28 protein-coding genes are annotated in these 20,656 nt (G+C 45.0%); 10 read left to right on the forward strand and 18 right to left on the reverse strand.

The genetic code is table 11. The annotated features are described in order from the left end of the window. Nucleotide 1: 1 nt before the first annotated feature. From DBZ16_RS04935 to DBZ16_RS04955, 6 genes are all read right to left on the reverse strand, one after another. The gene (locus tag DBZ16_RS04935; RefSeq protein ID WP_009311189.1) at nt 2-448 is read right to left on the reverse strand and encodes a hypothetical protein; all 447 of its coding nucleotides are present in this window, start codon (nt 446-448) and stop codon (nt 2-4) included. Continuing rightward, nucleotides 438-1,202 carry a conjugal transfer protein TraL gene (locus tag DBZ16_RS04940; RefSeq protein WP_009311188.1) on the reverse strand — a complete coding sequence of 255 codons (765 nt, stop codon included), beginning with the start codon at nt 1,200-1,202 and terminating at the stop codon, nt 438-440. Before DBZ16_RS04940 ends, DBZ16_RS04935 begins: the two co-directional genes overlap by 11 nt. 211 nt (nt 1,203-1,413) lie before the next feature. Then, a complete protein-coding gene (locus tag DBZ16_RS04945) occupies nt 1,414-1,965 on the reverse strand; it encodes a TrbM/KikA/MpfK family conjugal transfer protein (protein WP_009311187.1) in 552 nt (183 codons plus the stop codon). 110 nt (nt 1,966-2,075) lie between these two features. Further along, entirely contained in the window at nt 2,076-2,243 is a 168-nt protein-coding gene (locus tag DBZ16_RS15370; RefSeq protein WP_009311186.1) for a hypothetical protein, read from the reverse strand. A gap of 359 nt (nt 2,244-2,602) precedes the next feature. Further along, nucleotides 2,603-2,974 (reverse strand): hypothetical protein, encoded by a 372-nt coding sequence (locus DBZ16_RS04950; protein WP_232203764.1) that lies wholly within the window; start codon nt 2,972-2,974, stop codon nt 2,603-2,605. 23 nt (nt 2,975-2,997) lie between these two features. Then, nucleotides 2,998-3,294, reverse strand: coding sequence for a hypothetical protein (locus DBZ16_RS04955; RefSeq protein WP_009311185.1), 297 nt, complete (start codon nt 3,292-3,294; stop codon nt 2,998-3,000). A gap of 328 nt (nt 3,295-3,622) precedes the next feature. Here DBZ16_RS04955 and DBZ16_RS04960 point away from each other — a divergent pair, with 328 nt between their 5' ends. Continuing rightward, nucleotides 3,623-3,805: a hypothetical protein gene (locus DBZ16_RS04960; RefSeq protein ID WP_107813178.1), complete on the forward strand. Its 183-nt coding sequence runs from the start codon at nt 3,623-3,625 to the stop codon at nt 3,803-3,805. A 154-nt stretch (nt 3,806-3,959) separates the two neighbouring features. Here the strand turns inward: DBZ16_RS04960 and DBZ16_RS04965 are convergent, their stop codons facing one another. Continuing rightward, a complete protein-coding gene (locus DBZ16_RS04965) occupies nt 3,960-4,571 on the reverse strand; it encodes a helix-turn-helix domain-containing protein (protein ID WP_009311184.1) in 612 nt (203 codons plus the stop codon). Nucleotides 4,572-4,682: 111 nt separating this feature from the next. Here DBZ16_RS04965 and DBZ16_RS04970 point away from each other — a divergent pair, with 111 nt between their 5' ends. Both DBZ16_RS04970 and DBZ16_RS04975 read left to right on the forward strand, forming a co-directional pair. Then, nucleotides 4,683-4,892, forward strand: coding sequence for a helix-turn-helix domain-containing protein (locus tag DBZ16_RS04970; RefSeq protein WP_009311183.1), 210 nt, complete (start codon nt 4,683-4,685; stop codon nt 4,890-4,892). Between the two features lie 2 nt (nt 4,893-4,894). Next, nucleotides 4,895-5,662 (forward strand): hypothetical protein, encoded by a 768-nt coding sequence (locus DBZ16_RS04975; protein ID WP_009311182.1) that lies wholly within the window; start codon nt 4,895-4,897, stop codon nt 5,660-5,662. 3 nt (nt 5,663-5,665) lie between these two features. On the opposite strand, the gene DBZ16_RS04980 is transcribed toward DBZ16_RS04975, so the two are convergent. Together DBZ16_RS04980 and DBZ16_RS04985 are read right to left on the reverse strand one after the other, a co-directional pair. Continuing rightward, nucleotides 5,666-5,935, reverse strand: a complete 270-nt coding sequence (locus DBZ16_RS04980) for a hypothetical protein (RefSeq protein ID WP_036528893.1) — start codon at nt 5,933-5,935, stop codon at nt 5,666-5,668. 281 nt (nt 5,936-6,216) lie between these two features. Beyond that, nucleotides 6,217-6,603 carry a hypothetical protein gene (locus tag DBZ16_RS04985; RefSeq protein WP_009311181.1) on the reverse strand — a complete coding sequence of 129 codons (387 nt, stop codon included), beginning with the start codon at nt 6,601-6,603 and terminating at the stop codon, nt 6,217-6,219. 606 nt (nt 6,604-7,209) lie between these two features. On the opposite strand from DBZ16_RS04985, the gene DBZ16_RS04990 reads away from it, so the two are divergent. The 3 genes from DBZ16_RS04990 (at nt 7,210) to DBZ16_RS05005 (ending at nt 9,585) form a co-directional block, all read left to right on the forward strand. Continuing rightward, nucleotides 7,210-7,608, forward strand: a complete 399-nt coding sequence (locus tag DBZ16_RS04990; RefSeq protein ID WP_049230294.1) for a hypothetical protein — start codon at nt 7,210-7,212, stop codon at nt 7,606-7,608. 53 nt (nt 7,609-7,661) lie between these two features. Beyond that, the gene (locus DBZ16_RS04995; protein WP_107813179.1) at nt 7,662-8,450 is read left to right on the forward strand and encodes an N-6 DNA methylase; all 789 of its coding nucleotides are present in this window, start codon (nt 7,662-7,664) and stop codon (nt 8,448-8,450) included. 601 nt (nt 8,451-9,051) lie between these two features. Next, on the forward strand, nt 9,052-9,585 hold the full coding sequence (locus tag DBZ16_RS05005) for a hypothetical protein (protein ID WP_107813180.1): 534 nt from the start codon (nt 9,052-9,054) through the stop codon (nt 9,583-9,585). Nucleotides 9,586-9,614: 29 nt separating this feature from the next. On the opposite strand, the gene DBZ16_RS05010 is transcribed toward DBZ16_RS05005, so the two are convergent. Both DBZ16_RS05010 and DBZ16_RS05015 read right to left on the reverse strand, forming a co-directional pair. After that, entirely contained in the window at nt 9,615-10,865 is a 1,251-nt protein-coding gene (locus DBZ16_RS05010) for a Y-family DNA polymerase (RefSeq protein WP_107813181.1), read from the reverse strand. A gap of 1 nt (nt 10,866) precedes the next feature. Further along, nucleotides 10,867-11,448 (reverse strand): LexA family protein, encoded by a 582-nt coding sequence (locus tag DBZ16_RS05015; RefSeq protein ID WP_107813182.1) that lies wholly within the window; start codon nt 11,446-11,448, stop codon nt 10,867-10,869. 313 nt (nt 11,449-11,761) lie between these two features. On the opposite strand from DBZ16_RS05015, the gene DBZ16_RS05020 reads away from it, so the two are divergent. The 3 genes from DBZ16_RS05020 to DBZ16_RS05030 all read left to right on the forward strand — a co-directional run bounded on the left by DBZ16_RS05020 (nt 11,762) and on the right by DBZ16_RS05030 (nt 12,902). After that, entirely contained in the window at nt 11,762-12,055 is a 294-nt protein-coding gene (locus tag DBZ16_RS05020) for a hypothetical protein (protein ID WP_070774555.1), read from the forward strand. Nucleotides 12,056-12,126: 71 nt separating this feature from the next. After that, complete coding sequence (locus DBZ16_RS05025; RefSeq protein ID WP_070774557.1) at nt 12,127-12,645, forward strand: hypothetical protein; 519 nt, start codon at nt 12,127-12,129, stop codon at nt 12,643-12,645. Nucleotides 12,646-12,695: 50 nt separating this feature from the next. Further along, nucleotides 12,696-12,902: a helix-turn-helix domain-containing protein gene (locus tag DBZ16_RS05030; protein WP_070774559.1), complete on the forward strand. Its 207-nt coding sequence runs from the start codon at nt 12,696-12,698 to the stop codon at nt 12,900-12,902. Nucleotides 12,903-12,969: 67 nt separating this feature from the next. On the opposite strand, the gene DBZ16_RS05035 is transcribed toward DBZ16_RS05030, so the two are convergent. Together DBZ16_RS05035 and DBZ16_RS05040 are read right to left on the reverse strand one after the other, a co-directional pair. Continuing rightward, nucleotides 12,970-13,596 carry a recombinase family protein gene (locus DBZ16_RS05035; RefSeq protein ID WP_049230298.1) on the reverse strand — a complete coding sequence of 209 codons (627 nt, stop codon included), beginning with the start codon at nt 13,594-13,596 and terminating at the stop codon, nt 12,970-12,972. After that, nucleotides 13,593-13,835, reverse strand: coding sequence for a hypothetical protein (locus DBZ16_RS05040; protein ID WP_049230299.1), 243 nt, complete (start codon nt 13,833-13,835; stop codon nt 13,593-13,595). The genes DBZ16_RS05035 and DBZ16_RS05040 overlap by 4 nt, the downstream gene beginning before the upstream one ends. A 466-nt stretch (nt 13,836-14,301) precedes the next feature. On the opposite strand from DBZ16_RS05040, the gene DBZ16_RS05045 reads away from it, so the two are divergent. Next, nucleotides 14,302-17,064, forward strand: coding sequence for a TonB-dependent receptor domain-containing protein (locus tag DBZ16_RS05045; protein WP_107813183.1), 2,763 nt, complete (start codon nt 14,302-14,304; stop codon nt 17,062-17,064). A gap of 249 nt (nt 17,065-17,313) precedes the next feature. Here DBZ16_RS05045 and DBZ16_RS05050 read toward each other — a convergent pair whose 3' ends face one another. The 5 genes from DBZ16_RS05050 to DBZ16_RS05070 form a co-directional block, all read right to left on the reverse strand. Further along, the gene (locus tag DBZ16_RS05050; protein WP_009311172.1) at nt 17,314-17,739 is read right to left on the reverse strand and encodes a type II toxin-antitoxin system VapC family toxin; all 426 of its coding nucleotides are present in this window, start codon (nt 17,737-17,739) and stop codon (nt 17,314-17,316) included. After that, nucleotides 17,739-18,014, reverse strand: a complete 276-nt coding sequence (locus DBZ16_RS16695; protein ID WP_430914359.1) for a FitA-like ribbon-helix-helix domain-containing protein — start codon at nt 18,012-18,014, stop codon at nt 17,739-17,741. The genes DBZ16_RS05050 and DBZ16_RS16695 overlap by 1 nt, the downstream gene beginning before the upstream one ends. A 143-nt stretch (nt 18,015-18,157) precedes the next feature. Continuing rightward, nucleotides 18,158-19,393 carry a traS protein gene (locus DBZ16_RS05060; protein WP_070603242.1) on the reverse strand — a complete coding sequence of 412 codons (1,236 nt, stop codon included), beginning with the start codon at nt 19,391-19,393 and terminating at the stop codon, nt 18,158-18,160. Between the two features lie 11 nt (nt 19,394-19,404). Next, complete coding sequence (locus tag DBZ16_RS05065; RefSeq protein ID WP_009311169.1) at nt 19,405-19,941, reverse strand: ribbon-helix-helix domain-containing protein; 537 nt, start codon at nt 19,939-19,941, stop codon at nt 19,405-19,407. 74 nt (nt 19,942-20,015) lie between these two features. Then, nucleotides 20,016-20,642, reverse strand: a complete 627-nt coding sequence (locus tag DBZ16_RS05070; RefSeq protein ID WP_159070301.1) for a hypothetical protein — start codon at nt 20,640-20,642, stop codon at nt 20,016-20,018. Nucleotides 20,643-20,656: the final 14 nt, after the last annotated feature.

Consider the following 20,656-nt stretch of genomic DNA (forward strand, 5'->3'; position numbering starts at 1 on the left):
ATCAACCTCCTCTCCAAATAACCCATCCCACTATCAGCAACACTGCCAGAGCTGCCGCCATAGTACAGACGACCAGTCGTTCCAGCCTTTTGACCAGCCGTTCGTTGGCTTCTTCCGTATCACGGGCGATACGTTGGGATACCGAACCATAGATTTTTTGTTCTGCCTCTGCAATCTGTCCGTTGGCATACTGCGCCAGCTCTGCCAGCAGTTGCTCTCGGTACTTTTCCAGCTTGGCGGCGGCAGCGGTAATATTGCCTTCACGGACGGAAAGTTCTTCCAAGAAGACCAGCCGTTCTTCCGTTTGCTGCCTCGCAAATGCGTCAAAGGCTTGGCGGAAAGACTGATCCTGCATCATCAACATAACGACGATAGGATCGTCTTCCGTCAGCCGCGTACCCGAATGCCGGAAGACTTCAGCGACAATTTCGGCGGGCTTATTTTCCATCGTCCGCACCATTCAAAGCGTTTACTGCAACCGGCAGGTTTGCCAGTTTCGCGAAAATATCGCGCTTCACATTCCGCAGACGTTGTTTAGGCATAAAGGTCATTTCTGCCGTGGAATCCACCTCGTCAAAGGTCAGATGCAGCTTAGTCATCTGTTCAATGTCTTTCCCGTAGGTGTCGGGATTGCGTTTTTCCACGCGCACAATACCGACGATGCGGTCTTTGTGTTTTTGGTAAACACCGAACTGTTCGAACGGTTTACCGCCATTCTCCACTGCGCCGTGGAACTCGTTCAGCCAAACTATTACTTCAGCATCGACGTCGTTCAAAATCCGTCCCAAGCTTTCAATGCAGTCTACTTGCGCCTGTCCGCCTTCAATCGGCACATGAAGAATCAGGCGCACACCTGATTCCCGTAGCAGTTCGGCGATGTTGTTTTCAGCGATATACGACATCAGTGGAATAAAAGTGTTGGAACCGGTATCGACAATGCCTATACCGTCTTTTTCCAAGAACTGCTCAACCAGTCCGTCAAAATTACGAATATCAACGTTGTTATCCCGTGTCAGGATGTTGATTACTTGGACGTGCAACGGTTTGTACCGGCTCAACGTACGGTTGCTGGTATCGGTATCGTAGCAGTGTACTTCTACCTGATTAGCAGCCCTTGCCGCCACATATTGCGCGTATGAGGCGCAGCAAAACGTTTTGCCACATCCGCCTTTACTTTGAACTATCAAATTTACTTCTTGCATATTTGTTCCAACCTTTCCTGATTGTCGTTTCGTTATAAAAAAAATACCGTTTTTGCGGCCGTTTGGATTTTTTACACATCAAAACCCGCTTTTCAAACGGACTTTGGTCTGTAAAAAGCCCTGCGGACAGGAGTTGCCCGCAGGGAAAGAGCGTGTCGGACATCAGGAAAGGGCTTGCCCGAACACAGGAGGAAATAACAACCGAGATAATCTAGCGGACATCAACCCAGCGTCCGCCATTTCGTTCTTCGCCGACGTAGCGTACTTTGTCGGCTACCGTCGTCCAGCCGTGATCGAAATAAGCCTTGCAATAACCCGGCTTGTCTGGGCGAATGTAGGTTTTCTTGACCGTTTGGCAGTTGTCCTCGACAACATATTTACGTCCCAAGCTGTATTTGGTCTTATGTTCGCAAACCTTTTCCAGCTTCTTATAGCGCATCATGCGGTTCAACTCCTGCGCGTCGCAACGACCCGCTCCCTCCGCAATCGCGTCTGTCAAACCCGCCATTTCAGCGTTTTCCGAACTTGCCGGACACATTTTCAAAAAGTTCCGACGTGCTTTGAGGGTATCCCCCAACTTTTTATGCCGAATCGAAAAATACCGTTTAATCGAAGCGGTACACTCGCTTGGACGGTCGCCTGATGACAGACACAAAATCGCCTCACACGCCAATCGCGTATCTCCTGTCAGTACATCATCCGCATAAACGGCGGGCGCGGCACCCAGCAACGCCGCTGTCAACAAACCCAAGTATTTTTTCATACAATACCTTTTCCATATTGAAATAAAAGACGAAAAAAAGGATAATCTGCGTACCCCTACGAGATTACCCAAGTCTCCGAGAAAGCCGCTTTCGTAAGAAAGCGGTTTTTTCATTGCCATACGACCGTCCGAACTTGGAACTTTCTTCCTTCTTGGACAATGTTCACACATAAATCACCATTGCCCTTCATCAGCAGGTCAACCTGCTGTGCAGCGGCTCTCATGCTTTGATATGTCCCGATGACGATCTGTTTGACGGGCTTGCGGAGTTTTTTCATGTTGCTTCCTTTCGCTTTTAGATAAATTGAAGGTCGTCTGAAAACTTTCTTCAGACGACCTCAGAATTTAATTGCAGGGCTTCCACCTGCTCCCCGACGTATTGCCGGTAGTCAGCCTTATCAGGGCATCGCTCAAAACGGCAGGGTGTGATAAATACCAATACCGCCGATTTTTACCCTCCCGTTACTGATCGTTGTTTCACGGGCAAAGTGCTTGTTCACACAACATCACACACGGACGGTATCGGAACCGCTCAGTCTTCCTTTCTCTCGAGCCGCTGAGTTGCCCGCCGCCTTTTGTGTAGCTAGGCGGTAGAAATGGTCGTCTGAAACTTCTAACGACCTGAAATTAACCTTGCTTATTTTGTTATGGACTTAAGTCCCATTTCCAAATCATGTTTTTTGCAATCGAACATAATATCCTCGATGTTTTCAAGGGTAATGGTTTTTCCGAGCGTACATCTTCTTATGTTATCCTTTTGGATATTTGTACCACTAACAGGTATATATCCATATGGGTTTAATGAATAAACTAAGCCAAATAGGCATAAATACAAGAAAATTGCAGAAAGCGAAGTATATTTGAATAATACCTCTTCTTCTTTTTTTCTACCCGAAGAGAATATCCAGAAACAGGCCACCGTTATACCACAAAGAATAAAATAGATTACCCACGCCCATAGATTAGGAAAACCATAATCATCAAAAAACAGACTAAGTAATAAAGTCATTCCCATCTTTACGGGCATCGTTCTCAACCTTCCCGAAAAAATTCCGCAAACCTACCCTCAAACTCCGCCGCCACATCATCAATATCATCAGACTCTGCATCTTTCCAAAGATCACTGCCCTTCAGATACGACTCGAACTTCCACCAGTAGTCATTCGCAACACACGATGCGATGAATGCGTCATCATGATTCTCACGGTTCGCCTCAAAAATTTCCTGTCCCGAGCGCACATAAACCGCCGAGCGTTTTTCAAAATGATCACTGATTTCCGCTGCTTTAATTTGCAGGGCTTTAATTTCATCCTTTGTCATATTTGTCATAACTTCACCTTTGAACTATAATAATAAACTATCTGAAATAATAAACTTTATTATTATTTCGGATGAACCCAAACGGAAACCCACTTGTGCAAGAAGTGGGCTTGGATTTGGATACATGTTTAAAGACGGGTAGAGCCGTCAGAACATTTGGGCCTATGCCCTATCGGATTTATCCGATAAATACCCGCTCACGGCGGGCGAAAAGAAAAACCAAAATGTATTTTGCAGCTTGTCCGCAGATTATCGCTGCTGCATCGGGATTACGTCCCGATTAAAAAATACGTCCAACTTGCCGCCTGTTACCGGACCCTCTCATCAGGCTACCCGGATGCGCGGCATTTTTTTTGGGCAGGTTGATGCTGCCCGCAACCGTTTATCCGATTTACCCAAAGGCTCGATCGCCTTTTCTACGTTTGTTGTTTCGGACTTTTTAAGCCGAAATAACTCCGAAGGCCGGTTGCTTCGTTCCAAACTGTTAAAGAGCTTCGATACGCAAATATTAGCAAACTAATTGAACCAAGTAAATAGTTTGCTAATATTTTAGTGTAAAATTTTATTAGAATAGTAATTTATCGTTACAAAAAAAGTCGCCTTAAATTATTAGGCGACCTGAAAATAGTTGAATTAGATAGTAATTTATATCATTATTTCATATTATTTATATCTTATAAATTAAAGGAGTTAAGCCCACCACGCCAAATAACTCTACCAAGAATTTCATCTGACTCAATTGCATCCACATCTGAGAAACGTGTTTTGTCCAAATTGTCACAGCGATATATCCATTTCTGGGTTGAATCAAGAATTGTTCTTCGAATGAAGATTAAACCAGAACTTCGTTTTATAACGAACACCCCATTTTCATGTTTGACTTTGTCTAGCCGAGAAAACGCCACATCATCAAAAATACTGATTGTTGGTGACATACTTTCATCTTTACATCTAATGAAATCTACATAATCAACATCAAATCCTTGGGCTTTTAAAAATTCCTTTTTGAGTGCAACAGCACTTATTTCAGAAGTAATATAAGATTCTGAAGTTTCGATATTTTCCGGCTTTTGGAATACTGAAGGAGGATTTTTCCCATAAAGTAGCCATTCAGGAGAAACATTCAATGCCGAAGCCAGTTCAACGATCTTAGCTGAACTTTGATTTCGTCCACTCTCTAATTGACCAATTGTTCCTTGGCTTACATTTGCTCTTTTCGCTAACGCAGACTGACTGAGCTCTAGGTTCAATCTCGCAATACGGATACGGTCTCCAATGTGTTCCATAGTCTTTGCGCTCTATTTAAAACAAACAGTCTATGGTTTTGTTTAATTAGTTTGGTTATTGAACTAAATTAGCTTTCTAATTAGAATGTGGATTGTATGGAAAGGAACATTATGGATTGGACAAAAATCATTCAAGAAATTCAAGATGCAGGTTATTCCCAAAGACAAATAGCAGAGATTTGTGGATGTTCACAAGGTTTTATTTCTCAAGTGAAGAATAACTATTACCGTACTCAAAATAGCAAAAGTAAAAAGGCTATTTCATTTGAGGTGGGAACTGCACTTTTGAAATTGCACAAAAGCGTGCAAACCGCAAAATAATCATGCTTATCTCCGACATCCGCCATCACATTACAACGGACTTCGTGGTTTACCGCGAGTTCGGGCTTTTGTGCGGATCCAATATTCAGGCGGCAACATTGCTGTCGGGGTTGTTTTGGTGGAGCGATGTGATTGACAAAGAACCGAAACGTCATGGCTGGATATACAAGACAGCCGCCCAGTTGTTCAACGAGTTTGGGCTGACGAGACGTGGTTACGAAAAGGCGCGGAAATTTTTATTGGGCAAAGGTGTGATCCAATGCCGACGCGCAGGCGTACACGGCAGATTGCACTGGCAGCTCAACAAAGAGCGTTTATTGGAACTGTGCTATCTAGTTAAAGGCGAGCCATTACCGCAGTTTGACAGCCGCTACCATCTCGACATCGACAATTTCCGCCTTGAAAAGTGGGTTAATCTCGACCTTTGGAACGAATTCCTCAAAATGCGCGCCGAAAAAGGCAAGCCCCTCAATATCAAGCAGAAAAAAATCCTGCTCAAACAGCTTAAAGACCTAAAAAACAAAAACTACGACCTCGATGCCGTGATGCAGAAATCAATTCTGAACGGCTGGGCAGGCTTCTATCCATCCGACCGTTCCCCCAACATCCCTGCGCCACCGACGTCCGAAGCGGCCACGCGCAAAGCTAAGGCGGAATACGAAGCGCAAATCAAACAATCCGCCGACCCGCCGCCCGATACAGGCGGACAGCGGAATCCTGACAATTCAGCCCGTCAAAACCTCCAAAAATTTTTCAACAAAAAACAGTAATCATCAGGCTGTTGGCACCGCCACGCCCAAACGCTGCTCCGGCAGCTTTTTTTGCGCCCTTTGAAGCCGGAAAGGTCGTCTGAAAGGCGGTTTTGCCTGTTTTTCGGCGCAAAGTGGGATATGCCGGTCTGTTTTTATGTCCTGCTTTCGTGGTTTTATACCAATTAGATTATCAGAATCCGCTTTTTTGTTATAAATAAGTGATTGAAAATACTGTGTTTGTACATATTGAACAAAGAACATTGGCTTTTGAGGACAAAGAACTTTGTCCACATAGGACGACCTTTATACAAAGACCACGATCACAGACCACTATCAAAAAATATTTCAGGCGGCCGCCTGATTGTTTTTTGTGCAATTTATGATCTATGTAGATGGATATTGGCGTTTGACAGGATATTGAGTGTTTTTGAGTGAGGGATATGTACAGGTTTTGTGGATAAATTGAAGCAGGTGAGGAGATGAATGAAGGGATTGCCGAAGAAGGAGCAAAGGCAGTAGGCAAATAGTATTTTGATACATTGGAAGCCGTCTGAATGGCACAGACGGCTTTTCTACATCAGCTCTTCAACATTGATTTCACGGTTCAAGTCAAACTTGCCGATGATTGGACGTTCCGATATTTCAGAGTTAGTTTGTTTTTGGTCAGGAACTGTCTGAGTAACGGTGCTTGCCTGTCTGTTTTTGACTTGTACGGAATCATTAATAGATTGATGATTTATCTCGGGTGATGCGACAGTTTTACCAGTATGGCTACGGATAAACCTGTTCAGAGTTGGCTGGCTTACTGTCATTCCCTTTTTTTCAAGCAGGAATCTCAGAATATCTTTTTCTGAGTAACCCAAGTTTTTTAATGTGAAAATCTCTCCGGCAAAGGCATCAAGTTTGGATTTTTTGCCTGACGGAGCATTGTTCTTCACGAAGTCTTCTAAATCGCTCATATGCGTATCTATTCACTTATATTCATATATAAGTGTCAATATATACATATTTATTCTAAAAATCAACATTCTTAATCCTAAAAATACTAAAGAAATTATAAATAATCATTATTTATATAATTAGTATGTCAAATAATCAAATAAATACATTTCCATACTTCAGTATATTCACACATATCCAAGTCCATGCGTATCACTTCCTCAAAGTAACGCCTATATCCCATATAAACAGCAAATCAAAACAATACGCAGGATAGGCAACGAGTGCCAAAAAACGCCCTAAAGCGTTTTTTCAATTCCGCCCAAAAGGGCGGAAACGCCGCAGAGCGGCTGAAGGTTTGAAACAACCATCGGGGGCAGCGGCCGCCGTGTTGTTGGTTGATGTCTAAATTTCAAAGCGCAAAAAGTCCAGACCAAGACAAGTGTCTTTGCACGTCTTCCACCTTTTCCACCACGCCGCAGAGGGCGCACCGGACAAAGATGAAAGCCGCACAAAGCCAGTCTGGACTTTTTGCGCTTTGAAATTTTTTACGACATCACAACACGGCGGCCGCTGCCCCCGATGGTTGTTTATTTATGAATGAACATTTATGAAAGGATTATCAAATGGGACTTGATATGTACGGCTACACCATGAATGCCGAGTTTGTCGGCGACCGTCAAACCGATGTGAATGTGAGTGAAGATGAACGCGATGAAGCAGAACTGAATCAATTTGCGTACTGGCGGAAATTTAACCATCTACATGGCTGGATGGAAAAACTATATCGGCAGAAAGGCGGCAAAGCCGATGTATTTAATTGTTGCACTGTACGACTAGAACTCGAAGATTTGGAACGGCTGGAAGCTGATTTAAATGATGAAAAACTAGAATACACGCCGGGCTTTTTCTTTGGAGATTCGCAAATTTATCCCGAAGACATTACAGAAACCAAAACCTTTATAGCGAATGCGCGGTTAGCGATAGCTGAGGGGCGAGCAGTTTTCTATGACAGTTGGTGGTAATGGCTAAACGGTTTCGGGCGGCAAAGGTCGTCTGAAACCTTCGGGAGCAAAAAATGGATAACACGGTTAAAGAGCTGAAAAAACTCATTTATTCATTCGGTGCGACGTATAAACCGTCTGATGTTTTTCGTGATTTCGTAGAGCTGGCAGCCCTTGCGATTTTTAATAGTTATATGCGGGATGATGATTGGGAAATACGCGAGGAGCGATACCACACTATCCGGCGAGAATATAAAGAAGAGGCTTTTAAAATTTTTCCTGAGCTGTTGGGCGTTTTGGCTTCGGGCTGCATTAGAGCGGTGAACGTCGGAAGCTATGAAGATTTTTTGGGTGAGCTTTATATGGACTTGGGCGCGTCAAACGAGCGTAACGGGCAGTATTTTACGCCGATGGCTGTATCAAGAGTGATGGCAAGACTGACGGGAATCGATGCAGCGGAGAAACTGGAGAAACAAAGATTTGTTTCCTTACTTGAACCATGTTGCGGCAGCGGTGCGAATCTGCTTGCCTTTGCGGAACATATCGCCGATAGCGGAAAAGTTCCGACTTTACATATGGCAGCGGTTGCGGTGGATATAGATGTTTTGTGTGTGTGGATGTGTTTTGTGCAATGCCATTTTTACGGTATCCCCGCAAAAATCATACATGGAGACAGTTTAAAAAACGAATTTCATACGGCATGGCGGACGGTGCATTGGTTGCGTGGCGGTTTTGAAGACTTTATGAAAGCCGAAATTGAAGCCGACAAAATAGCCGCTTTTGACGCAAAACAGCACAGTCAAGACGAAACGAAGATAACCGCCCCCTTGTTGACATTGGAAGAACAGTTAGTTTTGTTTTAAAGAAAAGCTGGATACCCAAGCCCTAATTAAGTTTTTGATGTTGGATAATGTTTCTGAAATTGAAGCAAGCATTAGAAAAAGTTGTAATAGGGCAACACATTTTATAGGTTCAGATAAAAATTTATCTATGGTACAGGAATTGATGATGAAGATTATCAATGGAAAATTTAAGATTTCAAGGCTAATTATCCGCATACATAGTGGACGATAGAGCAGGTTATTTACAATGACTAAGATATAGAGGTCGTCTGAAACGGCGATTTCAGACGACCTCTATATGCCGAAGGGAACTTAACGGAAAAAAACGCCCGCCGCAGCCCCGTTACCGCCTCTCAAGGTTCGGCAGAAACGTCCCCACGCCCCCAAGAGAAAAACAGACTTAGGCAACTTTTCCAGCACCTTCGGCAGCCTGCAAAATTGCCACGCCTATTTTTCTCTTGCCCCCTACGGCGGGCTTTTTTATTTATGAAAAATTAGTACTATTCAATCTAGTAGCTGACAGCTCTTAAACTGGAGCTATTTAGACAAAATATCTGCCTTTGTCGATTTTGAGTGGTGTTTGACGTGGGCAGGGATGGAAAATAACACATAAGGAAAACTAATGCTTTTACTACGGCGTGAACACATTGATAGGTTGTTTGATATGTTAATAGCAAACCGCAGGTTTGATACTCCATTTAAAATTACGGAGTACGATGGTGGGATGAATTTTTTGGGTACGTTTGGCGAAGTCCCGGTACACGAGCTTGGAAACCGATCAGCGACATTGTGCTTTGAATGGAAAGGGGAGATTTCTGAACCACGAGATACCCATGATATTGCGGGGATGAAGCCAAACATCCTTTATGACTTTAACGGGTCAGGACGGCACTTTGATAACCCTGATCCACGTTACCTGCTTCCTGTGGGTTCAAAAGGACTGATTCTGAAGCATATCGTGATTAATGACGAAGACGAGCTTTTGAGGATTTGGTGTAACCGCCAAAAAATTTATTTTTACCGATACCGGATATTGAAAGCCACCCCAATTGTGCGGAACATTTTATTGTATAAGGCATGGCAGGAAATTTACCGAATAAATGAAATATGCCGTAACACTTCATTTGAAATTTCCATATGCCACTGCCCATCTTAATTTGATAAGGTCATGGGGACAATCCTCTGTCAAACTATGAGTAAATCAACAAAACGTGTGGTATAGCACTGACTCAATCTGTCCCTATTCATCTCCCAGTTGTTGGCCAATAGTTCTGACGCAAGTTTCAGACGGCCTCTACCGTACCGACGATTGATTTTATCCCATGCCTCCATGACCGGATTGGTACTTTCGGGCTGCCAAAGGTCAGCCTGTACCTGTCCGGCTGGCTTCAGCCCACCCAATTCAATCCCGCATTTTTTATAGAGGTAGCCGCCTCGGTAAACGGTCGCCAACAGATTTTGCGCCTCCCGGTTCAGCAGAACGGTATCGGCTGTCGGCACGGTCAAATTACGGCTCAGGCTCTTATGGTATTGAGGGGCTTCTTCCCGAAAAAAATCCGTGTGTAGGAATACGGTAACGGCAGAAGCCGTCAGTCCGTCACGACGCAAGGCTTCCGCCCCCGAGCTGATGTGATGTGTAATCGCGGCCTGCAACGCCTCCGGCGTTTCGATACAAGTTCCGAAACTGCGGCTGCGGACAAGATTCTGCCTTGTTTGCGGCTCGGAGTGCAAACCATCACAGGCAATGCCCTGCATCTCACGCTGCGTCCGTTCGACCGTCACGCCGTATCGCTGGCGTAGGGTAACAGTATCTGCACGAACGAAGTCCAACGCGGTATAAATTCCTTGTGCTGCCAGTTTGGTCGCCGTTCGCCCTCCGATTCCCCAAATCTCATCAACACCCTGGCTACGCAAGGCACGAAGGCGGACAGACTCATTCCAATCTGACCAAACCACCACTCCTCCAAAGTGATCAGGGTAACGTTTGGCAAGATGGTTGCAAAACTTGGCCAGCGTCTTGGTCGGTGCAATGCCGACGCAGGTTGGAATACCGACCCACTGCAATACGCGATGTCTTATTTGACCGCCGAGTTCGGCGAGGTTTTGGATACCGTCCATACTAGCGAAACATTCGTCTATCGAATAGACTTCAACCGCAGGGACACAACCGGCGATGGTTTCCATCATTCTGCGGGACAGGTCGGCATAGAGTTCGTAGTTACTGGAAAAGGCTTTCAGACGGCCTTGTGTTACTAAATGCCTTACTTTGAAATACGGCTCGCCCATCTTGATGCCGAGAGCCTTTGCTTCAGCAGAGCGAGCGACCACACAACCGTCGTTGTTTGACAGGACGACGACAGGGACGTTCTTCAAGTCCGGCCGGAATACCCGCTCACAGGAACAGTAAAAGCTGTTGCCATCTATCAGTGCGTACATGTCAGCCCCCCTGACGCACGTCTTTGATGACGAAAGTCACGACTCCTACAACCGACCATGTATCTCCATCGGTCGGTACAAAATCAGGGTACTCGCCGGAAGCATTTTCAGAGTGCAGCTCAGGCTTACGACCGGGAACTTTGTATAGCCGTTTGATCGTAAACTCGTTACCTAAATCCGCCATCACAATATCGCCGTGCTTCGGCGTTTTAGAGCGGTCAATGATCATAATATCGTCTTTACCGATACCCGCATCAAGCATGGAATATCCGCCAGAACGTGCGGCGAAAGTGGCAGACGGGTTTGTGATAAGGTACTCGTTAAAATCGAGATAGTCAGCAACATACGGCTCCGCAGGTGACGGAAATCCGGCCGGTACTTTTTCTAAGGCAACCGGAACCTTCAGATTTGTCCGACTTATTGGAATCAGACTGTCCGGTGGCAGGGTAGAAGAGGCAATCATGGCATCAACAGCGGGTATTAAAGAAACAGGAATACGCTTTACTGTCGTCGCTTCACCGTTCTTGCTTTTTCGCCCAGCTCCTTCCCTACGCCCACCACGTTTTTTAGGCAATTCGACCATATATTTCCCTTATTTGATTTTGTAACAAAATCATTTTACCCCAAAATAGAGTTCATTTGAAATTACATTCTCCTTAGTTAAACATTCTTAATAAAGACCAGTTTGTCAACGTAACACTGAGGGAGGCTCACACAATAAACAAAGGTATAGCCTGAAATCTGATGATCTTATTAAAATTTGAAAAATCAACATAATAGATATTGCATTACCGCGAAAATCGCGGTAATATACACACATGGACAGACAGCAATGTCTGCCACCCCACCGAATCGGGGCGAGGTTCGGACTTATTAACCAAGTAAAGGATTAAAAAATGTCAAACTTAGTATTCAAAACAAAAAAAGAAGCCGTTGAATTTTTGAGAAATATCGAACATTTGGAAGAAATGTCAAACGGCAACTTTTATCCTAAAGGCACTTATTACCTTGCCCACGGCGAATATAGCCAACCCGAATTTAAAGCTGTCAAATATAAAGACGGCTGGGGAATCAAAAAAATCCACTTTTACTATCCTAATACATTTCACACCCCGAAAGACGGGCGCTGCATTGCGATCAGCGACTGGGACGGCAGCACTGATTTAGTCCTGCAAGATTCTTTTTATTGATTAATCCGCCACCCTTTGGGGTGGCAGCCCATACCGACGGGCAGTGTCGGCAAACCAACAGGAGCGAAAAAATGAAAGCAACATTAACCATCGAAAAACGCGGCGAAGGCTATATTTATGACCTGTTTTCAGACCAAGCAACTAAACGCGGAGTTAAGTGTGGGTTAACCCCGCTTGCAGCCGCAACAGAAGCAACAAAGATTTTAGCCAATCTAGCTACATCAACAGGTGCGGCCATAGTAGCACCACCGGAGGTATTAGCACACATCCCTCCCCACCTAACAGGAGATACCGAGCCAACCGATAAGGCTAAACGAATTAAAGCCCTTGAAATTATGGCGGATTTGCTGATTGTCATTTACGGTGAAAAGGCAAAAATACCATCAAATGTAGAAAGATACGCAATATACAACCCTATGCAGGCAATTGGGCTGATAGTACAACGACGCGAGTTTCCAACCAACAGCAAAAAAGTGGCCGAGCTTATGGACAAAATCGACAACCCTGATGATTTTAATTTTGCACGCCCCGCAAACCTAGAGGAGCAAGCGGCATTTGATTTAAGATTATATAAATCACCATATAAATAATAAAAATCGGTTGAAACTACTAAGTTTCAACCGATTTTTTAGGAACAAGCATGATTGATAACCCCGAACTGGGATACACCCCCGCAAATTTAAAGGCGTTACGCCAAAAATACGACCTGACGCAACAGGCTACCGCCGATCTGTTAGAGGTAAATATATCAGCATTTCAACGCTGGGAGGCTGATATAAATCTCAAAAGCCATACAGATATGCCATTAAAAAAATGGGTAGAGTTGATAGCTAAACTTACACAATAATTAAGGTTGTTAGTAATGCCAAGAGAATTAACTTTCTGAGCGCACCTCCGAATAGGGTAGCCAATTTTCATTCCTCTTTTGGGATTTGAGATTGTTTGTGTTGCCGCATTACCACTTTGACTAACGATACGCTGCATCCGGCTAGAGCGGCCGTTTCTTGAAGGGTATGGTTTTGGCGTAGGCTGACAATCAGTTTATGCTTTTGGATATTTGCCTGACGGCCTTTGTAAAGTCCCTGTTTTTTTGCCTCAGCAATGCCGGCGGCTTGACGGTTACGCCGTTGTTCATAGTCGTCTCTGGCCGTTTGTAGGGCAATTTTGAGCAGCATGGTTTGTATGCTGTCCAAAACAATTTTGGCAATTTCGGAATCGGTTTGGATTTGGCTCAGGTCGATAATGCCGGGAATGGACAGGAACGCACCTTTTTCGCGGATGCGGGCGACCAGTTTTTCCGCTTCTGCCAAAGGCAAACGGCTGATGCGGTCGATATGTTCGGTGATGATCACATCGCCTTCTTGCAAGTCTGCAATCAGTTGATTCAGCACAGGTCGATCAGCACGGACACCGGAGGCCTTTTCTTTATAGACACCCGCAATGTAGTAACCTTCAGCTTTAGCTTGTTCAATTTGGGCGTTTTGTCGCTCGAGATTTTGTTCTTCGGTACTGACACGTTGGTAGATTCTCGCTGCTTTCATGTTTTTTCTACTTGAACAACGAGACCAATCGCGTCTTTATGTTCCATCTCACGAATACCCCAAACGCCATTCTGTAACGATTTTTTGAGGTCTTCATCTGCATCCGACGGTAAATTGACAATCAATTTGAAACCGTGTTTTCTCCCTGTTTTAAATATATCTGAAACAATAAGTTTCTCATCACGGGAGAGTTGGTAATATTTTTTTCCAATTAAAGTCTTCATGCCATCTGTAATCATAAATGTTGCTCCTGGTTATTTTGGGTATGCTCTAATTACCTATCAGATAAATGCCTTTGAATTTGGCTAATTTAAAATAATCAGGACTTAAATTGTCCATAATCAAATTGTCCATTCTATTTGCCCAACGGGCAATATGCTTTGCAAAGGTCTCATATTGATTTTATATTTTGCATTTCACGTTTTTTGCCGGTTTCATTTTAAACCGACGGCCCAATTCACATATTGCAATCAAATTTTCTTCTTTCGTCTGTTTAAATCCAATTAAATCTTCCCTTTTCCCGGCGAATCAAATTCAAATTAAGACCCGCTTTATCTTTTCAGCCACATTCAGCATATGCTTTTGGGTTATCCCCTAAAACAAAAATCCGCTTTATTTTTTAATTAATGAAATTCATTATCAAAATATTTGTAAAGTTCGATAATATGTTATAAAGTAACAGGCTTCGTTTCTGGGGTAACTATTATGAATCCGAATTTCAAATTAAACCTACTGACATTATCTTTACTGGCTATAACAAGTATCGCACACGCAGAAGACGAGGTTTCAACTCAAGAGCTTGATGAAATTCAAGTCAAAGGCAAATACATTGCCAAAGAGAAAAAAGTTTTTACCGAAGGCCAAGCCAAAAGTTCGCGTGAACGCGTTTATCAATCCAGCGAAAACATCGATGCCATCGTGCGGAGCATGCCCGGCGTCTTCACCCAACAAGACAAGGGATCGGGGGTATTGGCGGTCAATATCCGTGGCGATAGCGGTTTGGGACGCGTCAATACGATGGTTGACGGCGTCACCCAAACCTTCTATTCCACTTCTGCCGATGCCGGACGCAGCGGCAGCTCTTCTCAATTCGGTACGGCACTGGATCCCAATTTTATTGCCGGTGTGGATGTAACCAAAGGCAGTTTCTCGGGGGCCAACGGCATCAATACCTTATCCGGTACAGCCAATTTCCGTACTTTACGGGTAGACGATGTAGTACACGGAAACAATACCTTCGGCCTTTTAACCAAAGGATTGACCGGCACAAACAGCACCAAAAGCAATTTTATGGCAACCGGAGCGGTACAAAAATGGTTTGACAGCGGTGCGCGCCTTGGCGCGTTATATGGTTACAGCCACCGTAATGTCGAGCAAAACTATAAAGTAGGCGGCGGCGGTCAGCGTATCGGCAATTTTGGCGAAGAATATTTGGACCGTAAAAAACAAGAATATTTTGAAAGCAACTTATTAAAATTCGACCAAGGGCAAAATCGTTGGGTTCGTGACTTTTCCAAGCGCAACGCAGTCGGTAAAAGCTATTGGGACTACCCTTTCTCCAAAAAATATAACGATCCTGAGGTTTTGCAAAGAGATTATGTTGATGATTTGGAAAGAAGCTGGAAAGAGAATTTGGCACCGCAATGGGATCTGACGCCTATCGACCCTACCAGCCTGCAACAACGCTCAAACAGTCATTTGGTCAAAGTGGAATACGAAAACGACAACAACAAGCTGGATCTTCAGCTTCGTACCATGAACAACCGTATCGGCAGCCGCAAAGTAGAAAATCGCAGCTACCAAGCCAATTACAATTTAAACATTGGCGATTATGTCGATTTAAACGTATTGGCCGCCCATAATCTGGGAAAACAAAAATATCCGAAAAACTCACGTTTTTCGGGATGGGGGCTGCTGGATTATTTGGAAACCAAAAACACAGCCAATCTTTTGGATATCAACAACCGCTTCTCTTTCGACCTTCCCAACAAAACAGATTTAAAAGCCACCGTCGGTTTCAATTTCTTTAAAAACCAATACAGTAAAAACCGCTTTCCGGAAGAGCTGAGCCTGTTTTACGACGGTCCCGATCAAGATGCCGGCCTGTACAGCTTTTTAGGTCGCTTCAAAGGCGACAAAGGAATATTTCCTCAAAAATCAACCATATTACAACCTTCAGGCCAGCAAAAATTCAATACGTTCTATTTTGATACTTCCTTGAAAAAAGGCATTTATCAACTGAATTACAGCACCAATATAGTCAACTATCGCTACAAAGGCGAATATACCGACTACTTCAATACCCAAGAAGACTTTAAAAAAGCATTTGGAGAAGATTCTGAAATTTATAAACAGCATTGCACGCCAAGCTGCGACCTTTACGAACCGGTTTATACCAAATCCGGTAAAAAGCATGCGGTAAACCATTCGGTGGCATTAAACATCAATGTCAACGACTACTTTATGCCGTTTATCAGCTATTCGCGTACGCATAGAATGCCAAATATTCAAGAAATGTATTTTTCACAAATCGGCGACTCGGGCGTCAATACCGCCCTTAAGCCGGAACAGGCCAATACTTACCAAATAGGCTTCAATACCTTCAAAAAAGGGATTTTCAAGCCGGATGATGTATTGGGTTTCAAACTGGTCGCCTATCGCAGCAGGATAAACAACTATATTCACAATGTTTATGGCAAATGGTGGGATTTGGATAAAGCACCCAGCTGGGTAACCAGTACCGGCCTGCAATACTCTATCCAGCATCGAAACTATGCCAAACCTGTCCATAAAAATGGTTTGGAAGTGGAAATGAACTATGATTTTGGCCGCTTTTTTTCAACCCTGTCTTACGCATATCAAAAAACCAACCAGCCGACCAATTATAGCGATGCCAGCGAGTCGCCCCGTAACTCTTCTAAAGAAGACCAGATCAAACAAGGTTACGGCTTAAGCAAAATTTCCCGCCTGCCCCGAGATTACGGGCGGTTTGAATTGGGTTCCCGCTGGTTAGGCAACAAATTGACCATCGGCGGCATTATGCGCTATTACGGCAAAAGTACACGGGCGACGACTGAGGAAGAATTTGTTGACGGTACAACCGGTGCCAACACCTACTCTTCACACCAAATGGGCAGAAGGGCGATCAAAAAAACAGAAAGCATCAACAGACAGCCGCTGATTTTTGATTTCTATGCCAATTACGAACCGAAGAAAAACCTTATCCTTCGTTTCGACATTCAAAATGCGTTCAATAAGCGCTATATCGATCCTTTGGATGCCGCAAACGATGCCGCAACTCAGCGCTATTTCAGCGTATTTGAAAGAAAAGGCGGTTTAGATGACGAAGAAGTCGAATGTGATGCCAACGGTTTATGCAATGGCAAATATGGCGGCACGACACGCTCCGTCCTGAATAACTATGCGCGTGGCAGGACTTTGCTGTTTACCATCAGTTATAAGTTCTAAACCTAACCGAGACCTTTGCAAAATTCCCCAAAATCCCCTAAATTCCCACCAAGACATTTAGGGGATTTCTCATGAGCACCTTCTTCCGGCAAACCGCACAAGCCATGATTGCCAAACACATCGACCGAGACCTTCGCAAAAAAGCCCTTCCCCGACAGCCGAAAACCTGTGTTTGGGTTTCGGCTGTCGGGGAAGGGCTTTTTTTGTTTATCAGTCGGTTGAGAGAGACTGTTGTTTGGTATGGACTATTTATTTACCACCTAGAAACGGGTTGATGACTTTTAATCCGGCTGCGGTAAACGGAGTCGTATCTCGGGTAGCTACCGTCATATGGTGGTAACGCGCTATGGCTGCAATATAGCCGTCTGCCGCCGCAACAGTGAATCCTGCCGCCCGCGCTGTTGCACGAACTTCGGCGTAAGCAACGGCAGCTTCGATGTCAAAATCCAAAATACGGTCTGAAAATACAGGTAATACTGTTTCTTCCAGTTTTTCCAACAACAGCCGTTTTTTTCCGCCTTCGGGAAGGATGGCGATGCCGAAACGCAGTTCCGCCACGGTAATGCTGGAAAGATATAGTGTTTCCACCGGTTGTCTGTCCAACCAAGCGATGACGGCAGAATCAGGTTTGGGGCGGAGCGGTTCAGAAATGATATTGGTGTCCAGCAGAATCATTAGAACCGTACCTCAGTTTGCTCTTGCCGTTCTATGTCCAAATCCACGCCTCCTGCTTCCCGACCGATATCAGATAACAGTGAACCAAGACGGATGCGTTGTTTGGGACGTGCAGCTTGATCCAGTATCAGCCGTATTTCGGCTTCCGTACTCCGACCGGCGGCTAATGCGCGTGCTTTAAGGGCTCGATGGGTCTCTTCGGATAGGTTTCTGACTGTAATGGAAGGCATATCCGTTCCTTTCGAGGTTGTTTGAATACTGTCAAATGCTATCATTTTTGTAAATTGATAGCAAGTGAGGTGTGTATTTCCTATAAACAAAAAAGCCCGGTCGCAGCACCGTTTCCAGTGCTGCGGCCGGGTTATCGTTGCTGTATTGGTTTCTGCAAATATGGTTTGTCGTATGTACGGATTCAAAACTACCGTGTCAATCCGTCATCCCCGTGTTCATGATGCAGGGACGGTTTTTCTGCCGATTGGGTATTGCTGCGTTCCACTGATGTTTCTCCAACAATGGATCGACCGGCTGCCGCAACGGCAAAATCCTGCATAAGCTTCGCTTCCGCTCTATGTCCGCTTTCCGACAATTTTCGTGCCAGATTGCTGAATTGCTCGCTTTCATCAAGTTGATGCTTCAGGTTTTGGGTCAGTTTTTCAGCAGTCATGCCGTTGTTGAGGGCTGTATCAAACTGTTGCTGAGCCTTAGTATCACGCGGCTGAGCGGCGGTTTCTTTGGCCAACCGGCTGATGATACGTGCTTCGGTCTTATGCCCCATTTTGTACAGCTCTTTGGCTATTTTGCCGTACTCATCCACTATCAGTCCGCGGGTGTGCATTATTTTCTTCCAAGACTGATGCGTCGGTCGTTCGTTGTGTTTGACGGCTTCAATCAGTTCTTCAGCCTGTTGCCGGTAGCGGTCCGGTACTTGGCCGCGAGATTTTATGGCACGAAAGACGCCTTTTTCCGGTTTTTGCGTTATTCCTCGATGCTGTCGTCTAGTGGCGGCGCACTGTACACCTTCTTCCCGGAGTTTTTCGGCAAAGCGAACACGCCATTCGAACAGGTCGTTTTTACGCGGATTGAGCCGATCACCGAATTGATTACGTACTAGTACGCATAGGTGGACGTGTGGATGCGGCGGCTCCCCCTCTTTGTCCGACTCGTGATGCAGTGCAAAGGCGTATTTGTGTCCCTCAAATTGCTCGGCAGCAAAGTTTCGGGCGGCATCCAGTACGGCTTGCGGCGGTGTACCTGGCGGCATCGACAGTACGATGTTCAATGCCTCTTTATGCTTGGTGTGTTCGGCAATTCCCAGTCGTTTCCAGTCCTCCACCAAGTCGCGTACTTCCCGTTTACCGTTTAGGCGTTCGCCGTCATTGGTTTCAACCTGTATCTTACCGTTGCGTGATACATAGTCCAAATGGCCGCGTACTCCGGCAATCCCTTTTGAATTACTGCTGAGGCGACGAGGTATTTTTACCATTACTTCGGGGTGCTTGAGAGCGGCGGCCTTGAGGTTGGTTAGGCCACTGCCGGATTTCAACGGTTTTGACGGGCGGCGGCCGTTACCCAAATACAAGCCGCCCCGGTCTTTGGATTTGACGGCACGGGTTTTATAACCTAAAAACCAGTCGTCTATGGGATTGGTCGCCATAGTCTGCCTCCTTATTTTTTACGCCTTCGCTGGGTATGCAGTACCCGCCCGACGCGCTCGGTGTGGTTGTTGATGATTTCGCGCAGTTCAGCGATGTATTGTGATGTCAGAGAGACAGGTTCGCCCGCATTGAGTTTGTGGGCGATTTGGTTGAGATTTCGCCCGATACTCAAAAGTTGGTAATTTGAATGGTGTAATTCGTCCAGCTCGACGGCAGAGAGGATGGGATGGCGGCTGATATGTGTCTGTATGATGTCGCGTATTGCATCGTTGATCGTGCCGCCACGCCTTTTAGCGGCCTCTTCCAAATATGCACGGTCTTTTTCCGGTAGTCGGACGGTAATGCGCTTGTTGCTTTTGGGCGGTGGCAGTGAAACTGGTTCGGGTTCTGCGGCTTGTTCTAATAAAGATTGTGCTGTTTTCTTAAGCAGTAGAGAAATACTATCTTTGCCGTATCGCATGACAGCCAACGCGCGCAATGATGACTGTTCACTTTCGGATAGACCGAACACCCTGATTGGGCTGCTTTTGCCATTTTCATTATTCATACGATTACTCAAAAATAAGGCCGTCTGATGTTCAGACGGCCTTAAAGGGTGAAATTCAATAGAGAAAAGGAGAATCACCGTATCGGATCAAAACCAAGACTATCCGATAACTTGTCCTGCTCCTTGGCAGTTTCAATAATCTGCGACTCGTAAAAATTAGCCCGCGCCTTTACTTGCATATCGGGCGGCATGTCGTGGATTGCTTTTTCCATCAGATACTCTTTAAATTGCCGCTTCTGTCTCTCGGGTTGCGTCAAAAAAGTATCCTGCATCAGGTAACGATGTTTGGCGGCGTGTAACCGTTCTTCAGGAGATGGCGGTACCACGTCCCGGATAGTGGGCACTTCCTTAACTGTTTTTTCCAATACCCCCTCCTCTGCACTGTACAGATGCTCTTTCTCTGCCTTGTGGAGTGTACGGATATGGTTGTAGGTATCTCGGAATTTCTCAAACTGTTCTTTTGGTAGTTCGTTGAGGTAGGCATAACCGAACTCCTGTTCGTCCGTGTGCCAAATAATTCTTGCTTTGTCCACGCCATTGACAAAAAAGCGGTTCGGGAATTCTCTCCATTGGGTAATTTCGCCAGATTCAATCATCGGTTTCAAAAACTCGGGAATGTCGGCATTACTCACACGATCGATGTTGTCTTGAGATTTCACAATTTCCCTTCTGCTGCCCGGTTGTTGAAGTTCATCTGCCATCGTTTTACTCCGAA

The organism is Neisseria sicca (assembly GCF_003044565.1).
Lineage (GTDB): Bacteria > Pseudomonadota > Gammaproteobacteria > Burkholderiales > Neisseriaceae > Neisseria > Neisseria sicca_A.

Coding starts and splice junctions, on each gene's coding strand:
- DBZ16_RS04935 (WP_009311189.1), bottom strand. CDS start 448: ATGGAAAATAAGCCCGCCGAAATTGTCGCTGAAGTCTTCCGGCATTCG.
- DBZ16_RS04940 (WP_009311188.1), bottom strand. CDS start 1,202: ATGCAAGAAGTAAATTTGATAGTTCAAAGTAAAGGCGGATGTGGCAAA.
- DBZ16_RS04945 (WP_009311187.1), bottom strand. CDS start 1,965: ATGAAAAAATACTTGGGTTTGTTGACAGCGGCGTTGCTGGGTGCCGCG.
- DBZ16_RS15370 (WP_009311186.1), bottom strand. CDS start 2,243: ATGAAAAAACTCCGCAAGCCCGTCAAACAGATCGTCATCGGGACATAT.
- DBZ16_RS04950 (WP_232203764.1), bottom strand. CDS start 2,974: ATGACTTTATTACTTAGTCTGTTTTTTGATGATTATGGTTTTCCTAAT.
- DBZ16_RS04955 (WP_009311185.1), bottom strand. CDS start 3,294: ATGACAAATATGACAAAGGATGAAATTAAAGCCCTGCAAATTAAAGCA.
- DBZ16_RS04960 (WP_107813178.1), top strand. CDS start 3,623: ATGCGCGGCATTTTTTTTGGGCAGGTTGATGCTGCCCGCAACCGTTTA.
- DBZ16_RS04965 (WP_009311184.1), bottom strand. CDS start 4,571: ATGGAACACATTGGAGACCGTATCCGTATTGCGAGATTGAACCTAGAG.
- DBZ16_RS04970 (WP_009311183.1), top strand. CDS start 4,683: ATGGATTGGACAAAAATCATTCAAGAAATTCAAGATGCAGGTTATTCC.
- DBZ16_RS04975 (WP_009311182.1), top strand. CDS start 4,895: ATGCTTATCTCCGACATCCGCCATCACATTACAACGGACTTCGTGGTT.
- DBZ16_RS04985 (WP_009311181.1), bottom strand. CDS start 6,603: ATGAGCGATTTAGAAGACTTCGTGAAGAACAATGCTCCGTCAGGCAAA.
- DBZ16_RS04990 (WP_049230294.1), top strand. CDS start 7,210: ATGGGACTTGATATGTACGGCTACACCATGAATGCCGAGTTTGTCGGC.
- DBZ16_RS04995 (WP_107813179.1), top strand. CDS start 7,662: ATGGATAACACGGTTAAAGAGCTGAAAAAACTCATTTATTCATTCGGT.
- DBZ16_RS05005 (WP_107813180.1), top strand. CDS start 9,052: ATGCTTTTACTACGGCGTGAACACATTGATAGGTTGTTTGATATGTTA.
- DBZ16_RS05010 (WP_107813181.1), bottom strand. CDS start 10,865: ATGTACGCACTGATAGATGGCAACAGCTTTTACTGTTCCTGTGAGCGG.
- DBZ16_RS05015 (WP_107813182.1), bottom strand. CDS start 11,448: ATGGTCGAATTGCCTAAAAAACGTGGTGGGCGTAGGGAAGGAGCTGGG.
- DBZ16_RS05020 (WP_070774555.1), top strand. CDS start 11,762: ATGTCAAACTTAGTATTCAAAACAAAAAAAGAAGCCGTTGAATTTTTG.
- DBZ16_RS05025 (WP_070774557.1), top strand. CDS start 12,127: ATGAAAGCAACATTAACCATCGAAAAACGCGGCGAAGGCTATATTTAT.
- DBZ16_RS05030 (WP_070774559.1), top strand. CDS start 12,696: ATGATTGATAACCCCGAACTGGGATACACCCCCGCAAATTTAAAGGCG.
- DBZ16_RS05035 (WP_049230298.1), bottom strand. CDS start 13,596: ATGAAAGCAGCGAGAATCTACCAACGTGTCAGTACCGAAGAACAAAAT.
- DBZ16_RS05040 (WP_049230299.1), bottom strand. CDS start 13,835: ATGATTACAGATGGCATGAAGACTTTAATTGGAAAAAAATATTACCAA.
- DBZ16_RS05045 (WP_107813183.1), top strand. CDS start 14,302: ATGAATCCGAATTTCAAATTAAACCTACTGACATTATCTTTACTGGCT.
- DBZ16_RS05050 (WP_009311172.1), bottom strand. CDS start 17,739: ATGATTCTGCTGGACACCAATATCATTTCTGAACCGCTCCGCCCCAAA.
- DBZ16_RS16695 (WP_430914359.1), bottom strand. CDS start 18,014: ATGATAGCATTTGACAGTATTCAAACAACCTCGAAAGGAACGGATATG.
- DBZ16_RS05060 (WP_070603242.1), bottom strand. CDS start 19,393: ATGGCGACCAATCCCATAGACGACTGGTTTTTAGGTTATAAAACCCGT.
- DBZ16_RS05065 (WP_009311169.1), bottom strand. CDS start 19,941: ATGAATAATGAAAATGGCAAAAGCAGCCCAATCAGGGTGTTCGGTCTA.
- DBZ16_RS05070 (WP_159070301.1), bottom strand. CDS start 20,642: ATGGCAGATGAACTTCAACAACCGGGCAGCAGAAGGGAAATTGTGAAA.